We start from the raw sequence: 15497 nt of genomic DNA, 5'->3' as shown, positions 1-15497 counted from the left end.
CGAGCGTAGCCGCACGCCCCGACAAGCCGAGCGGACACCCACGCGGCACGCCGCGTGGCGGTGCTGCTGGTGGACCTTGCCGCGGTCAACGTCCGGGTCTCCGGTGTTATGCCCGGGCCGCCGGTGCGGGTGGTCCGGGGGTCCGCCCACGCCGTCCCTGGCGTCCCGGTGCCACTCATGTTTCCCATGGTTGACGTGCGTCACACCCGCGTGATGTCATCACCGCTCAAGAGAATCTTTCATATTTCCATGAACGGATGGGAAGCCATGTCCGGGTTGCGTCGTACCGCCGCGTTGGCCCTGGCCATCGCCACAGCGGCCCTCACCACCACCGTCGCCGCGTCCGCCCCCGCCGCGGCGGCCCTACCCACCGCGGCGGTCGCCCTCGGCGACAGCTTCATCAGCGGCGAAGGGGCCGGGGCCTACCAGCCGGTGGTCGACTCGACCGGCGTCGCGCGCGGATTCCCGGGGTGGACCGCGCCGAACAGTGACGCCTTCTTCTGCCACCGCTCCGGCAACGCCTCGCTGCACCAGGCGTCACTGCCCGGCATCCAGGCCCGGTTCAACCTGGCCTGCTCCGGCGGCCAGCCGCACGACATCGCCGCCGCCTCGTCGGCCCGCGCCAACGGGCGTCAGGTCGCCGCGCAGCTCGACCAGCTCCGCACGGTCGCCCAGACCCACGACATCGACCTGGTGCTGATCGGCCTCGGCTCCAACAACAGCTCCTTCACCTTCGGCGGGGTCGCCGAGAAGTGCGCCAACCGGTTCATCGCGGACGCCTGGACGGGCTGGTGGGAGTTCTGGGCGTACCTGAACGGGCCGGTGGAGCAGAAGCCGTGCACCGACGCCGACCTGGCGACCCCGGCGCAGCTCAGCGCCGCCACCGCCGAGACCACCGCCGCCGTACGGCAGATCCTGACCACGCTGCGCGAGGTGGACGCCGACGGCCAGCACCGGGTGGTGCTCCAGGACTACACCAACCCGCTGCCGCTGGAGCTGGAGGCCGGGTACCACTCCGAGGACAGCCGGGACGACACGCGGGACAAGTTCCGCGCGCTGGGTGCCGAGCGGTACGCGGCCGGCTGCCCGATCCACCGCGCCAGCCTGGCTCCCGGGCACCGCTTCTCGCAGGGCCTCGGCACCATCGTCGGCTCCACCCGGAGCACGCTGGCCGCCGAGTTCCCCGGCGCCGACCTGGTCTATCTCAACGTGCAACGGGCCTTCGACGGCGCCCGGCTCTGCGAGCGGACCAACAGCCCGACCGGCACCCTCGCCACTCCGATCCGGTTGCAGGACAACCCGCCCAACGGCACCTTCGTCACCAGCCTCTCCGGCAAGGACAAGATCGCCATCCAGCGGATCGCCAACACCTGCGTGACCCACTTCCAGACCTGCCAGGAGTCGTGGCACCCGAACGCCGCCGGGCACCAGGTGCTCGGCCAGTGCCTGACCGGGGCGTCCACCACCGCCGCCCGCTCGGTGGCCTGCGTACGCGCCTCGAACGGCACAATCAGCGTCTCCTGAGTCACCACCAGGGGCCGTCCCGACGCGACCACCCGCGCGTCGGGGCGGCCCCGTCCGGCGTGGATTAGCCGGTGCGGACCGGGGTAAGCCGCTGCGCCCGACACGGCGGAGGGGGACCTGATGTCTGACAACCACACCGCACTACGTTCGATGCACGACCTGGGCCTGGCGGCCTGGTTCGGCGGCTCCCTGATGGGAGCGTTCGGCGTCAACGGCGCCGCGGCCCGCATCGACGACTCGACCAAACGACTTCCGACGGCCTCGACCGGCTGGACCCGGTGGACGCCGGTCAACGCCGCCGCGATCGGCGCGCACCTGGCCGGCGCGGTCGGTGAACTGGTGACCGAGAGCCCGCGGATGGCCGCCCAGCGGGGCGTCGGCCGGGCCAGCGCGGTGAAGACCGCGCTGACCGTCGGCGCGCTGGCGGTGACCGGCTACAGCCGGCTGCTCGGCATGCGTCTGGCCAAGGCCGGTGCGCCGTCGGTGCAGGGCGTCACCGAGCCCAACGGGCAGACCCCGGCGCACGTGGCCGCCAGCCAGCGCCAGTTGCGGATGCTCCAGTGGGCCATCCCGGCGCTGACCGGCGCGCTGATCGTGGTCACCGCGTACATGGGTGAGCAGCAGAAGCCCGGCCAGGTGCTGCGCGGCATCTTCGGCCGGGCGAACGGCCTGGCGCACGCGCCGGGCCGGATGGGCAAGGGTGCCGGCGGGATGGCGGCGATGCACGCGGTCCGGCGGCACATGGCCATGAACGGCCGCTGACGGCCCACCGGCACGACGCGCGTTCCGACCGCGACCGCCGGGCGTACCGACAGGCGAGGTGGCCATGACCGACAGGGACAGGCAGGACCGGGGACCGGGGAGCGTCGCGCCCTGGGGCACCACCGACGGCTTCGACGCCGACCCGCCGTGGGGTGCCGGCGAGCACTCGCCGATGGACGAGGGCAGCGAGGAGACCGCGGTGCCCGAGGGACGGCGGGGCGAACGGCGGGCGGCGGACGGGGCCGGGCAGTGGCCCGAGGGTCGGCACGGGTTCGGGTCGGTGGAGCCGACCCGTACGCCCGAGGCCGGACCGGGCGCACCTCCGGACCCGGCGCCGCCGAGGCGGCCGTTCCCGGACGACGTGGCCGGCGAGGATCTGCCGGACAACGCGCTGGAAGAGGCGACCGGCATGCACACCGAAGGGTCCTGGCACGGCTGAGTACCGCACCGCGTCCCGGTGCCCGTCGCCGACGCGGCGGGCACCGGAGCGTCCGGTCAGGACGGCACGGACCGCTCGGCAAGCCGGTGGGGCGCGCGGTCGTCCTCGGGTTTGTTCCGGCGCGCGCCGGGGAGGCAGCCGGTGGACGAAGGAGGCGACAGATGCGCGCGCTGAGGCTGCCCGCCTGGAAGAGCGAGCCGGAACTGGTCGAGATCGACGAGCCGACGCCCGGCCCCGGTCAGGTGGTGGTGAAGATCGGTGGTGCCGGTGCCTGCCACTCCGATCTGCACCTGATGCACGACTTCGACTCGGACACCCTGCCGTGGGGGCCGCCGTTCGTGCTGGGGCACGAGAACGCCGGCTGGGTGCACGCCCTCGGTGCCGGGGTGACCGGGTTGGAGGTGGGTCAGCCGGTCGCGGTGTACGGGCCGTGGGGCTGCGGGACCTGCGCCCGCTGCCGGGTCGGCGCCGAGAACTACTGCGAGAACCCGGCTGCCGCGCCGGTGCCCGGTGGCGGCGGTGGTCTGGGTCTGGACGGCGGCATGGCCGAGTACGAGTTGGTGCCCGCCGCCCGGCTCGTGGTGCCGCTGCCGGACGGGCTGGACCCGGCGCAGGCGGCACCGTTGACCGATGCGGGGCTGACGCCATACCACGCGATCCGTCGGTCCTGGCCGAAGCTGGTGCCGGGCAGTACGGCGGTGGTGATCGGCGTGGGCGGTCTGGGGCACGTGGGGGTGCAGATCCTCAAGGCCACCACCGCGACCCGGGTGGTCGCGGTGGACACCCGGGACGAGGCGCTGCGGCTCGCGCAGGAGTGCGGCGCGGACCTGACGCTGCGCTCCGGTGCGGGCACCGCCGACGAGATCCGGACGATCACCGGAGGCAGGGGCGCCGACGTGGTGCTCGACTTCGTCGGGGCGGACCCCACCCTGAAGCTCGCCGTCTCGGTGGTGCGGACCGTCGGCGACCTGACCGTCGTGGGTATCGGCGGCGGCTCGCTGACCGTGGGCTTCTTCACGGTCCCGTACGAGGCCAGTGTGCAGACCACGTACTGGGGCAGCCGGCCGGAGCTGATCGAGGTGCTCGACCTGGGGGCACGCGGACTGGTCCGTCCGAAGACCACCACGTTCGGCCTGGAGGACGCGATGGACGCGTACCGCCGGATGCAGGACGGCACGCTGGAGGGTCGGGCGGTCATCGTGCCGTGAGGGACGGTCCGCCTACAGTGATCATGTGGTCGCCGCGCTGGAGCTCTATCTGGACACCGTCGCCACCCGCCGCATCCGGGTGCTCTGGGACGCCCTGGAGGCCGAGGGGGTGCAGAGCCTGCGGTCCCTGTTGGAGCAGCGGCACCGGCCGCACGTCTCGCTGGCGGTCGCGCCCCGTCTCGACCCGGAGCAGGTGGCGGCGGCGCTGGCCGGGACCGTCGTGGCGGCGCCGCTGCGGCTGTCGTTCCAGCACGCCGGTCAGTTCGTCGGCCGGGTGCTCTGGCTGGGTCCGACACCCACCACGGAGCTGCTGACGCATCACCGGCTGGTGCACGACCGGCTCACCGGTGCCGGGGTCGAGCTGGTCGAGCACTACCGGCCGGGCCACTGGGTGCCGCACTGCACGCTCTCCATGCGGGTGCCGAACACGCTGATGGCGATCGCGGTCCGCCGCTGCCTGGAGGTCCTGCCGCTGGAGGCGACGGTGGTCGGTGCGGCCCTGACCGACCACGCCCGGGGCATCTCGCACCCGCTGGCCTGACCGCCGCGCCGCCCGGGTTCAGCTGGAGGGGTCGGCGCGGCCGTGCCGCCAGTAGCCCATGAAGGCCACCGCCCGCCGGTCCAGGCCGCACTCGGCGACCAGGTGCCGGCGCAGGGTACGGATGACACCCGCCTCCCCCGCCAGCCACGCGTACAGCGGCGTGGACGGCAGGGCGTCGGGCACCTCCCAGAGGATCGCGCGGTCCACGTCCACGTCGTCGACGAGCTGACCGCCGGACGCGTACGCCCCCGACACGCCCGCCCCGACCGGCAGCGCCCGGCCCAGCAGTTCCTCGGCGGCCTCCGCCACGGCGGGGACCAGCCGGGCGCCGTACGGGTCGCCGTCGCGCGGCAGCCAGGTCACGTCGACGCCGGGCGGCGCCACCAGCGGCAGCACGTCCGCCGTCGACGGCACCTCCAGCAGCACCCGGCCCCGGGCGTCGGACGGCAGCCGCTCGCAGATCCCGCCGATCGCCGGCACCGCCGTCTCGTCCCCGGCGAGCAGCAGGCGACCGGTGGACGGGGGTCGGAACTCCCGTCCGCCGTGGTCGCCGTCGTACCCGGCGTCCGGGCCGGCGATGGCGATCTCGTCGCCGGGGCGTACCCGCCGCGCCCACCGGGTCGCCGGGCCGGAGTCGCCGTGCAGCACCAGGTCGACGTCCACCTCGTTGAGGTGGGGCCGGACCGCCCGCGCGGTGTAGGTGCGGATCGGGTTGCGCAACGGCTCGGGCAGGGCCCGCCACTGCGCGTACCAGTCCGGCCCCTGCGGCAGGTCCGCCCCACGCTGACCGGGCAACGGCAACGCCAGCTTGATCCGCTGGTCGTAGCCATTGTCGGCGAAGCGGTCCAGGTCCGGGCCGGTGAAGGTGACCCGGACGAAGGAGGGGCTGAGCCGGCGTACCGCGCGGACCTCGACGGCGAACAACCGCCAGGGCGTGATCGGCAGGGTGTTGGTCATGGTGCCTCTCTGGTGCGGACCGGTGGCGCGGCGGCGCGTCACCGGGATCGGGGCGCGGCGGCGCGGGAACGCCACAGCAGCCAGACGAAGTACGGGGTACCGATCATGGCGGTGACCAGACCGGCGGGGATCTGTGCCGGGGCGATCACGGTGCGGCCGAGGGTGTCGGCGAGGCTGACCAGTGCCGCGCCGAGCAGCGCGGCGACCGGGAGCACCCGGCTGTGCCGGCCGCCGACGAGCGCGCGGGCCGCGTGCGGGGCGACCAGGCCGACGAAGCCGATCACACCGACGGCCGAGACGGCGGTCGAGGTGAGCAGCGCCGCCGCGCCGAGCGCGATCAGCCGGGTGCGTTCCAGCCGGACGCCGAGCACCCGGGGAGTGTCGTCGTCCAGCGTCATCAGGTCCAGCTCGCGGCGGGCGGCGACCACCGCCGGGGTGAGCACCAGCAGCGCGATCACCACCGGCAGCACCTGCGTGGCGGTACGCCCGTAGGTGGAGCCGGAGAGCCAGGTGAGCGCCTTGCCGGTGTTCCACGGGTCGAAGGCCACGATCATGAAGGTGATCAGCGCCATGCCGCCCTGCCAGGCCCCGAATCCGATCAGGACCAGCCGGTCGGAGCTGAGCCCGCCGCGCCACGCCGCGCCGTAGACCAGGGCGAAGGCGAGCATCGCGCCCAGCCCGGCCACCCCGGAGACGGCCCACACCCCGGCCAGCGGCACGAAGGTGAGCAGTGAGACCGCGCCCAGGCCGGCTCCGGCGGTGATGCCGAGGATGCCGGGCTCGGCCAACGGGTTGCGGCAGACCGCCTGCACGGTGGTGCCGGCCACGGCCAGCGCCGCACCGGCCAGCATCGCCGCGGCGACCCGGGGCCAGCGCTGGTCCAGCACGAACGTGTACCCCGGCCCGGTGGTGCCGTTGAACCAGTTGACGATGTCGCCGACGAGCACCCAGGTGTCCCCGGCGAGCATGCCGAGCAGCACCGCCGCAGCGGTGACGGTGGCCGCCACGACGACCACGGTGCGGTGGAAGCCGGCGGAGCGTACGGCCGCGTGCCCGCCCGGCGGGCGGCGGGTCGGTCCGGCGTCGCGGTGCCGCCGGGCCAGCCAGATCAGCACGGCCGCGCCGAGCAGGGTGGTCACCACGCCGGTGGGGATGTCCACCCCGGCCTGGCCACCCATGACGGCCCGCAGCAGCACGTCGGAGCCGAGCACGATGATCACTCCGGCGATGCCGGAGAGCGGCAGCAGCACCCGGTGCCGGTGCACCCCGGGCACCACCGAGCCGAGCAGCCGGACGATCACCGGCGCGCACAGGCCCACGAAGCCGACCGGCCCGGTGAGGGTCACCGCCGAAGCGGCGAGCAGGACGGCCAGCACCGTGACGATCAGCCGGGTACGGCGTACGTCCAGGCCGAGCACGGTGGCGGTGTCGTCGCCGAGGGCGAGGATGTCGAGGCGGTGTCCGAGCAGCATCAGGGCCACGACGGCGATGCCGAGCACCGGGGCGAGTTGGGTGAGCGCGTTCAGGTCGCTCTGCACCAGCGAGCCGTTGCCCCAGGCGAACAGGCCGATGGTGGCCTGCTCGAAGAGCAGGAGCAGCAGCATGGTCACCGAGCTGAGCGCCATGGCGGTGGCCGAACCGGCGAGGATGAGCCGGGTGGTGCCGGCCTGCCCGCCGGAGGACATCGCCATCACCAGGCCGGCGGCGGCGAGCCCGCCGCAGAAGGCGAGGCCACCGGCGGGCAGCGCGGGCAGCGCGATGCCGAACGCGGAGACCGAGACGATGGCCAGGTGGGCGCCCGCGTTGACGGCGAGCGTGTCCGGCGAGGCCAGCGGGTTGCGGGCGATCGACTGGAGGGCCGCACCGGCGAAGCCGAGGGCGACACCGATGGCCAGCCCGGCGAGCAGTCGGGGCACCCGGGAGGCGACGAGCACCCGGGCCGTCTCGTCGTCGCCGCCGGTGAGCAGCCGCAGCAGGTCGAGCGCGCCGACGGCGGAGGTGCCCTGGGTGAGGTGGACACCGGCGACCACCAGCAGCAGCGCGATGGCGGCGACGAAGGCCCCTACGACGCGGGGGGCCGAGACGCGCCCGGCCGGAGCCGGCCCGAGGGCCGGCTCCGAACGCGGGGGTGCGGACAGGGTGGTCACACCGCGTAGGTGTTGACGAACTGGTCGATGTACTGCTTGCCGGAGAGCGGCCCGCCGAACGTCCAGATGCCGTCCGGCATCCGGTGCAGGTTGCCCTGCTGGACGAAGGGCAGCGACTTCCAGATGGCGTTGTCGGCGAGGCCGTCGGCGAAGACGTCGACGCCGTCCGAGGCGTTGTAGAAGAAGTGCAGGTCCGGGCTCTTGAGGACGGTCATGCCCTCGACGTCGGTCTGGCCCAGGCCCCACGCCTCGTCGACCTCGCCCTGCCAGGCGTTGGTGAGGCCGAGCTGGATGCCGATCTGGGAGACGAGCGCGCCCTGACCGAACATCCGGATGCTGACCGTGCTGCCTTCCTTCCAGCCGTCGGCGATGGCGAACGGCTTGCCGGCGGCACCGGCGTCGGCGATCTTCTTCTTGCCGTCGGCGATCGCGGTGTCGAAGTCGGCGAGCAGCTTCTCCGCCTCGGCGGTCCTGCCGACCGCAGCGGCGATCATGTTCAGGTCGGCGCGCATCCGGCCGATGTTGTCCCTGGCGTCGCTGCCCTTGGTGACGACGACCGGGACGTACTTCTCCAGCTGCGCGATCGTGCCGGCGCCACGGTCGTCCGTCATCACCACGAGGTCCGGCTCCAGCGCGACGATGGAGTCGACGCTCGGCTCGCCCCGGGTGCCGACGTCCTTGACGTCCGCGTCGAGCTTGGCGGCGGTCACCCAGGTGGCGTAGCCCTTGGGGTCGGCGACACCGACCGGCATGACACCGAGGCCGACGAGCATCTCGACCTCGCCCCACTCCAGGCCGACGACCTTGGTGGCGGGCTGGTCGAGCGTGATCTCCTTGCCCCGGCTGTCGGTCAGGGTGACCGGCCCGCCGGCGGCGGAGGGGGTGGAGGCGGGATCAGAGGTGTTCTCGGTGGTGCCGCAGGCGGCCAGCACCAGAACGGTGGCGGCGGCGACCAGGGCCGTGACACGGGTACGGGACATGATGTTCTTTCTCGGGATGGGTTGTTCGGGTCGGTCCGGGATCAGACCGGGACGCGGGTGAGGTGGCGGCCCACCGGGCGGGTGGTGACCAGACCACTGAGCGGGTCGACGACGACCTCGATCCGGATCCCGTAGGTATCGGTCAGGTCGTGCTCGGTGAAGACCTCGGCGGGGGTGCCGGTGGCCCGGACCCGGCCGCTGTGCAGCAGCACCACCTCGTCGGCCACCGCGGCGGCCTGGTTGAGGTCGTGCAGCACCACACCGACGGCGACACCGTGGTCGTCGGCGAGGTCACGCATCAGGTCGAGGATCTCGACCTGGTAGCGCAGGTCGAGGAAGGTGGTCGGCTCGTCGAGCAGCAGCACCGGGGTGTCCTGGGCCAGGCAGGTGGCCAGCCAGACCCGCTGCAACTCGCCGCCGGACAGCTCGTCCACCGGCCGGTCGGCCATCGCGGTGACCCCGGTGACCTCCATCGCCCGGCCGATCGCGGCGGGACCGTCCGGGTCGTCGGCGCGCCAGCGTCCCCGGTACGGGTGCCGACCGTAGCCGACTACGTCACGGACCGTGACTCCGTTGGGGACCGGCCGGCTCTGCGCGAGCAGGGTCACGCGGCGGGCGTACTCCTTGGCGGGCAGACCGGCGGCGGCGGAGCCGTCGGCGAAGAGCACCGTGCCGCTGTCGATCGGGTGCAGTCGGGCCAGCGCCCGCAACAGGGTGGACTTACCACTGCCGTTCGGCCCGACCAGGGCCGTCACCGCACCGGGGCGGAGCGTGATCGCGGCACCGTGCACCACCGACGTGCCGTGGTAGCCCAGGTGGAGATCGACTCCACGCAGGCTCTGCTCGACGTCACCCGACGCCAGTGCGCTCGACATGCGGTTAGGCTAACCTAACCTAACTCGCTGTCAAGATGGGGCCCCTGACGCCGGTCACCGCACCGGCGCGGGTCGACGCGACTCGATGAAAACCGGCCGGCGTAGCGCCGGGACAGGCCACTCGGACACCCCGCCGACCGCCCGCGCGGCCGAGGGACGTGCGCACCCCGCAAGCCGGTGCGTAATCGGTACCGGGGTGGGACGACAGACGAACGCGAGCAGCGGTAGCGTTGCGCGTCATCGCAGCCGGGCGGCCGGTGTGGCGCTCGCGATCGTACGGAGGATGGGCATGTCCATCGGCGAGGAACCGTTCGCGTCCCGCGACGACCTGGCCTCGCGGCCGAACTTCGAGGTCACCATGCGGGGGTACGACAAGCGGCAGGTCGATCGCTACGTCGAGCAGGCCGACGCCCGCATCGCCGCGGTCGCCGCCGACCGGGACCGGGCCACGTCACACGTACGGGACCTGACCGGCAAGCTCCAGGCGTTCCAGATCGAGGTGACCGAGCTGCGCCAGCGGCCGACCCAGATGGACCGGGCGTCCTTCCGCGACCTGGGCCCGATGGTCGACCAGATCCTGGACCTCGCCGAGAAGCAGGCGACGGCCATCGTGGACACCCACACCCAGCGGGCCACCAAGCTCCAGGCGGAGGCCGAGAAGACGCTCGCCAACGCGCGCGAGCGGACCGTCAAGGCGCTGGCCGACCTCGACGAGGAACTGGCCTCCCGGCGGGCCGAGCACGACAGGACGTACGAGGAGAAGCGCGCCACGGCCGAGGCGGAACTGGCCGAGACCCGCGAACGCGCCGAGAAGCTGCGGACCGAGGGCGAGGCCGCGCACGAGCGCGCCCAGCAGGAGGCGCAGCGCATCGGCGAGCAGTGCCGCCAGCAGGTCGAGCAGGCCCGCTCGGCGGCCGAGGCGCTCACCACGTCCGCGCGTACCCAGATCCACCAGGAGATCCAGGCGGCCCGGTCCAAGAGTCAGCAGGAACTGACCCAGTGGCGGACCACCGTGGAGGAGGAGCTCGCGGAGCGGCGCTCCAACGCCGAGGAGGACCTGGCCGAGCAGCGGGCGTCGGTCGAGCGCGAGTTGGCCGCCCAGCGGTCCGCCGCCGAGCAGCGGGTCAGCTCGATGATCGCGGACGCGCAGCAGTACTCCGCCGAGATCCGTAAGCGCGCCGACGAGCAGGCGGCCGAGACCCGCACGTTCAGCGACGAGCAGGCCGCCGCCGCCGAGGAGCAGTTGCACACCGTCCAGCTCCAGGTCGGCGAGCAGCAGGAGGCGCTGGCCCGGTTGCAGGAGGAACTGGACGGCGCCCGGGGGCAGCTCGACGAGACCCGGCGGGACCGGGACGCCACCGACGCCGAGCTGACCCGGCTGCGCCGGCAGTTGGAGGAGACCGGACGCGACCTCGCGGCGGAGACTCAGCGGCTGGAGGAGGTGCGCCGGGCCGTCGAGGCGGCCGAGCGGCACGCCAAGGAGACCCGGGCGCGGGTGCAGCGGGAGGCCAAGCGGGTCGCCGACCTGGCGGCGGCGGCGGTCATGGCCGCGGCGGCCGGCGGCACCGAGACCGCCGAGTACCCGATGGTGGGTGCCCGCCCGGCCGCCCGGGTCAACGGCGAGCCGGCCCCGGCGACCGGCGCGCAGCCGTCCACCGGGAACGGGGACGGTCGCGCCGAGGCGGCCGGTGCCGAGTACGGCGGTCCGGCGCGGCCGGTGGCCAACGGTGCCGTCGCCTCGGGCCAGGACGGCACCACCGCCGGTCCGCACACTCTGCGCCCCGGCGCGGACGCCCACCGTCCCGGCGGCGACGCCCACCGTCCCGGCGCGGGCGATCTTCGTGCCGGCACCGACGCTCCCCGCTCCGGCGCGGGCTCGGACGCTGCCCGTGCCGAGGCCGGCGCGGAGAGCAGCCCGGCGGGCAGCTCCGCCGATGGCCCGGCGGACACGTCCTCCCAGGGCCCGGAGGGCACCGCCTCCCCGACCGGAGCCGAGGGCGTCGACTCCGGCGGCGGCCCGGACGCCGGCCGGTCCGGCCCTGGGCCGACGCAGTCCGACCCGGCGGCGTTGACCGACCCGGTGGCGCGGGCGGCGGCAGTGGTCGCGGCCGGCGGAAAGGGCGGCATCGACTGGTTCGCCGGCCCGCCCGCCGAGGACGAGGCCGGGCACCCGGTCGTCGCGGCCAACGGCACCGCGCCCGAGCCCACCGCACGTTGAGAGACCCGGTCGGGTCGGTGCGGGAATGTCTCCGCTCCGGCCCGACCGGTGACCGTGCTCAGCACGGTCGGCGCGGCAACCAGCCGAGGAACCGGTCTCGGGCGTGGGCCGGCGGTAACCCGGGCAGATCCCGGGCGGCCGCGAGCAGACACGACCCCAGATAGACCGCGAGCGCGGCCCGCGCTCCCCCGAACTCCGCCAGCAACTGGCTCTGCTTGACCGGGCACGGCCATTCCTGGCCGCAGCCGGTGCAGGTCCAGGCGGGCGGCGAGGGCAGGTGCTCCGGCGGTTTCGTCGCGCGGTAGCGGGCGTTCGCGCTGTTGCCGCGACCGGTGTGCGGACGGAGCACCCGGACCGTGTCGTCCGACTCCGCACCGTGGGGGACGAAGAGTTCCCGTCGCGCCAACCCCAGCGCACCGCCGGCGCGTACCAGTGCGTCCGGTCCGGGCCGGTGCCCGACCAGCGCTCCCAGCAGATGGTGTCCCAGCAGGTCGAACGCGTCGGGCCCGAGGTCGAGTTCGCGACACAGCCCGATCAGCCGCAGCGGCGCCGCCACCCGCTGCGTCACCAGCGCCGCGCGCAGGACGTCCCGCAGGCCGTCCCCCAGTGCCCCCAGCCGGCTCCCCACGATGCCGATCAGGACCGTCTCCCCGGCGATCCGCCGGAGCGCTTCAGCCGTCGCCCGGCGGACGACGTCAGTCGGATCACTACCCTCCAACACCCCACCCCTCTCCGGCGTACGTCGTGCCGCTACCTCTCCTTCGGACACCCATCGTGATCATCCAGCCGCGTGCACCGCACGCCCGGAGGCGTGGTGCGCCGCCCGACGACGACGCCTCCCGTCTTCGGCAACGATCGAGCACCGGCCGACGCGACGCACGAACCGCCTGTGGCATCCCGCCGAGCCGGACGCCACACGCCTGAACGGACCCCGGCCGACCGACCGCCCCGGCGCGCCGAGCGCCTGATGCCCATCGACGCCGGCCGGTGCCACAATCGCCACATGCCGCGTTCGCTCGTCGGCCGGGACGACCTGTTCGACCTGGCCTGGCGCACGCTGGGCGAGCCCGGCCCGGTGCTGTTGGAAGGTCCGGCCGGGATCGGCAAGACGACCCTGCTGCGGGCCCTGGTCACCGAGGCGACCCGGGCCGGATGGTCGGTGCTCACCTGCGCGCCGACCGAGTGCGAGACCGACCTGCCGTTCGCCGCGCTCGCCGACCTGCTCCGCCCGCTGGCCGACCTGGTGGTGGACCTGCCGCGTCCGCAGCGGGTCGCCGCCGAGGTGGTGCTGCTCACCGGCGACAGCGACGAGACGTTCGACGAACGCGTGGTCGGCGCGGCGACCCGGACGCTGCTGGAGGCGGCGCTCGCCGCCGGTCGGCCGGTGCTGGTCGCCGTGGACGACGCGCCCTGGTTGGACCGGCCGAGCGAACGCGCGCTGCGGTTCGCGCTGCGCCGACTCGACCCGGTGCCGGCCACGCTGGTGAGTTGCCGCGTTCCCGGTGGGCCGGCGCCCCGGACGGCTCCGCTCGGGCTCGACACCGGTCCCCGGCGGTTGACGCGGTTGGCCCTGGCCCCGCTCGACGTGGCCGCGCTGCACCACGTGCTGCGGGACCGGATCGGTGCCCCGCTGAGCCGTCCGCTGCTCGCCCGGATCGCCCGCGAGGCCGCCGGCAACCCGCTGGTCGCCATCGAGGTGGCCCGTGCGGTGCAGCGCCTGCCGCAGCCGCCCGAGCCGGGGCAGGACCTGCCGGTGGCCGCCTCCATGCACCATCTCCTCGACGACGTCCTCGCCGGGCTGCCGCCCCGCTGCCGGGACGCGGTGCGGTTGACCGCTCTGCTCGGCGTACCGCTGCTCGGGGATCTGGCCGCCGCCGGCGTCGGTCCCGGCGCGTTCGACGCCGCCGAGGAGGCGGGGCTGCTGGTGGTGACACCGCAGCGGGTCGAGTTCACCCACCCGGTGTACGCGGCGGCGGTCCGCACGGGCATCCCGCCCGGCGTCCGGCGTGCCCTGCACCGCCGGCTGGCCCAGGTGGTGGCCGATCCGGACGAGCGGGTCCGGCACCTGGCGCTCTGCACCACCACGCCCGACCCGGTGGTGGCCGACGCCCTGGCGGCGGCTGCGGCACGGCAGCACGCGCGCGGCGCGCCGGAGGCGGCGGTGACGCTCTACGAGTCCTCGGCGCGGCTCACTCCGGCGGACGACCGGGAGGCCCAGGGGCGGCGACGGCTGGCGGCGGCCCGGTGCCGGTTCGACTGCGGTGACCATCCGGGTGCCCGACTCGCCGCCGAGGCGGTGGCCGACGGGTTCGGCGGCGACGTCCGTGCCGAGGCGCTGCTGCTGCGGGCCGTGGTGGCGTGGAGCGCCGACGAGCCGGGCGGCACCGCCGTCGAGGCCGCGACGCGGGCACTGACCGCGACCCGACCCGGCTCTCCCCTGTCCGGCCGGATCCACGCCCACCTGGCACTCTTCGTCGACCTGCCGGATCCGGCCCGCACGCACGCCGAGGCGGCGGTCGGGCTGCTCACCGGGCCCGGCGGCGACCGTCCGCTGCTGGCCGCCGCCCTGATGAACCTCTTCTTCAACGAGGTACGCGCCGGAGTGCCGCCCCGCGTCGAACTGCTCGACCGGGCGCTGGCCATGGAGGGTGCGGAGCCGTCCTGGCTGGCCGGCACGATCCCGGCGGTCTGGTGGAAGGGCATCGACGACCTGGACCGGGCCCGACAGCGCCTGGCCGGGCTGCTGGACCGGGCCACCGCACGCGGGGACGAGCCGTCCCAGCACGAGTTGCTCAAACACCTCGGCGAGACCGAGCTGCTGGCCGGACGCTGGGCGGCGGCGGAGCGGCACATCGCGGCGGCCCGCGAGCTCGGTGAGTTGCTGGGCACCGAACTCACCGCCGAGACCTGGCTGGCCGCGTTCCTCGACGCGCTGCGGGGCCGGCTCGACGCGGCAGCCCGGGTGGCGGAGACGGGTGCCCGGCTCGGCGAGGAACTCGACGACGACTGGTGCCGCCGGATCCACCTGCACCTGGGTGCGTTCGTCGCGCTCAGTGCCGGGCGGACGGCCGACGCCGCCGCCGGGTTCCGGCGGCTCGCCGCGGTGTTCGACCGGATGGGCCTGACCGAGCCGCTGGCCCAACGCTTCGAGCCGGACTGGATCGAGGCGTGTGTCGGGGTCGGCGACCTGGTCACCGCAGCGGCGACGCTGGCGCGGCTGGCGCAGCGACACCGGCGGCTGCCGCGCCCCTGGACGCTGCTCGGGTTGGCGCGCAGCCGGGCCCTGGTGGACAGCGCCGGTGGGGTCGACCCGTCGGCCGCGCTGGCGGAGATCGACAGCGCGCGGGCCACGGTGCCGCCCGACGTCCTGCCGCTGGACCGCGCCCGGTGTCTGCTGGTCGCCGGGGTGGTGCACCGCCGGTCGCGCCGCAAGCGGCAGGCCCGGGAGGCGTTGCAGGCCGCGGCGGCGGAGTTCGACGCGTTGGGGGCGGCGGCGTTCGCGGCACGGGCCCGCGCCGAGGCCGCCCGGCTCGGTGGGCGTCCGCCCGCGCCGTCGGACCTCACCGCGACCGAGGAACGCGTGGCCCGGCTCGCCTCCCAGGGGCGCACCAGTCGGGCCATCGCCGACGAGTTGTTCGTCAGCCCGAAGACGGTCGAGACGAACCTCTCCCGGGTCTATCGGAAGCTGGGCATCTCCCGGCGGGCCGAGCTCGGTGCCGCTCTCGCCCGCACGGCGACCGGCACCCGGACGTCGGCGGCGGGCGTCGAAAGCTAGGGAAACACCGGATTCCTTCCCGGTCCGCCGACCGTAGCGTCGAGACAGTCAGTGGTCGGCCGAAGAAGGGA

General features: G+C 74.5%; 12 protein-coding genes. 7 read left to right on the top strand and 5 right to left on the bottom strand.

Annotated elements, in window-relative coordinates:
* Nucleotides 1-267: 267 nt before the first annotated feature.
* The 5 genes from HUT12_RS09815 to HUT12_RS09795 all read left to right on the top strand — a co-directional run bounded on the left by HUT12_RS09815 (nucleotide 268) and on the right by HUT12_RS09795 (nucleotide 4474).
* Nucleotides 268-1524, top strand: a complete 1257-nt coding sequence (locus HUT12_RS09815; RefSeq protein ID WP_176095711.1) for a hypothetical protein — start codon at nucleotides 268-270, stop codon at nucleotides 1522-1524.
* A 120-nt stretch (nucleotides 1525-1644) separates the two neighbouring features.
* Entirely contained in the window at nucleotides 1645-2286 is a 642-nt protein-coding gene (locus HUT12_RS09810; protein ID WP_131053749.1) for a hypothetical protein, read from the top strand.
* Nucleotides 2287-2350: 64 nt separating this feature from the next.
* Nucleotides 2351-2725 (top strand): hypothetical protein, encoded by a 375-nt coding sequence (locus tag HUT12_RS09805; RefSeq protein ID WP_131053750.1) that lies wholly within the window; start codon nucleotides 2351-2353, stop codon nucleotides 2723-2725.
* A 161-nt stretch (nucleotides 2726-2886) separates the two neighbouring features.
* Nucleotides 2887-3933 carry an NAD(P)-dependent alcohol dehydrogenase gene (locus HUT12_RS09800; RefSeq protein ID WP_131053752.1) on the top strand — a complete coding sequence of 349 codons (1047 nt, stop codon included), beginning with the start codon at nucleotides 2887-2889 and terminating at the stop codon, nucleotides 3931-3933.
* Between the two features lie 25 nt (nucleotides 3934-3958).
* Nucleotides 3959-4474 (top strand): 2'-5' RNA ligase family protein, encoded by a 516-nt coding sequence (locus HUT12_RS09795; protein ID WP_131053753.1) that lies wholly within the window; start codon nucleotides 3959-3961, stop codon nucleotides 4472-4474.
* A gap of 18 nt (nucleotides 4475-4492) precedes the next feature.
* Here the strand turns inward: HUT12_RS09795 and HUT12_RS09790 are convergent, their stop codons facing one another.
* Genes HUT12_RS09790 through HUT12_RS09775 form a run of 4 tightly spaced genes read right to left on the bottom strand, consistent with a single transcriptional unit; the run spans nucleotide 4493 to nucleotide 9433 of the window.
* The gene (locus tag HUT12_RS09790; protein WP_176093178.1) at nucleotides 4493-5431 is read right to left on the bottom strand and encodes a siderophore-interacting protein; all 939 of its coding nucleotides are present in this window, start codon (nucleotides 5429-5431) and stop codon (nucleotides 4493-4495) included.
* Between the two features lie 38 nt (nucleotides 5432-5469).
* Nucleotides 5470-7578, bottom strand: a complete 2109-nt coding sequence (locus HUT12_RS09785; RefSeq protein WP_176093177.1) for an iron ABC transporter permease — start codon at nucleotides 7576-7578, stop codon at nucleotides 5470-5472.
* Nucleotides 7575-8558, bottom strand: a complete 984-nt coding sequence (locus HUT12_RS09780; RefSeq protein ID WP_176093176.1) for an iron-siderophore ABC transporter substrate-binding protein — start codon at nucleotides 8556-8558, stop codon at nucleotides 7575-7577. Before HUT12_RS09780 ends, HUT12_RS09785 begins: the two co-directional genes overlap by 4 nt.
* 41 nt (nucleotides 8559-8599) lie before the next feature.
* Nucleotides 8600-9433 carry an ABC transporter ATP-binding protein gene (locus tag HUT12_RS09775; RefSeq protein ID WP_176093175.1) on the bottom strand — a complete coding sequence of 278 codons (834 nt, stop codon included), beginning with the start codon at nucleotides 9431-9433 and terminating at the stop codon, nucleotides 8600-8602.
* Nucleotides 9434-9722: 289 nt separating this feature from the next.
* Here HUT12_RS09775 and HUT12_RS09770 point away from each other — a divergent pair, with 289 nt between their 5' ends.
* A complete protein-coding gene (locus HUT12_RS09770) occupies nucleotides 9723-11651 on the top strand; it encodes a hypothetical protein (protein ID WP_176093174.1) in 1929 nt (642 codons plus the stop codon).
* Between the two features lie 58 nt (nucleotides 11652-11709).
* On the opposite strand, the gene HUT12_RS32745 is transcribed toward HUT12_RS09770, so the two are convergent.
* A complete protein-coding gene (locus tag HUT12_RS32745; protein WP_254876764.1) occupies nucleotides 11710-12372 on the bottom strand; it encodes a hypothetical protein in 663 nt (220 codons plus the stop codon).
* A gap of 282 nt (nucleotides 12373-12654) precedes the next feature.
* Here HUT12_RS32745 and HUT12_RS33160 point away from each other — a divergent pair, with 282 nt between their 5' ends.
* Nucleotides 12655-15426 carry a LuxR family transcriptional regulator gene (locus HUT12_RS33160; protein ID WP_176093173.1) on the top strand — a complete coding sequence of 924 codons (2772 nt, stop codon included), beginning with the start codon at nucleotides 12655-12657 and terminating at the stop codon, nucleotides 15424-15426.
* Nucleotides 15427-15497 lie beyond the last annotated feature (71 nt).

It is taken from the genome of Verrucosispora sp. NA02020 (assembly GCF_013364215.1).
GTDB lineage: Bacteria > Actinomycetota > Actinomycetes > Mycobacteriales > Micromonosporaceae > Micromonospora.
The sequence above is the reverse complement of the archived record's forward strand: the minus strand, read 5'-3'. Positions and strand labels throughout refer to the sequence as shown.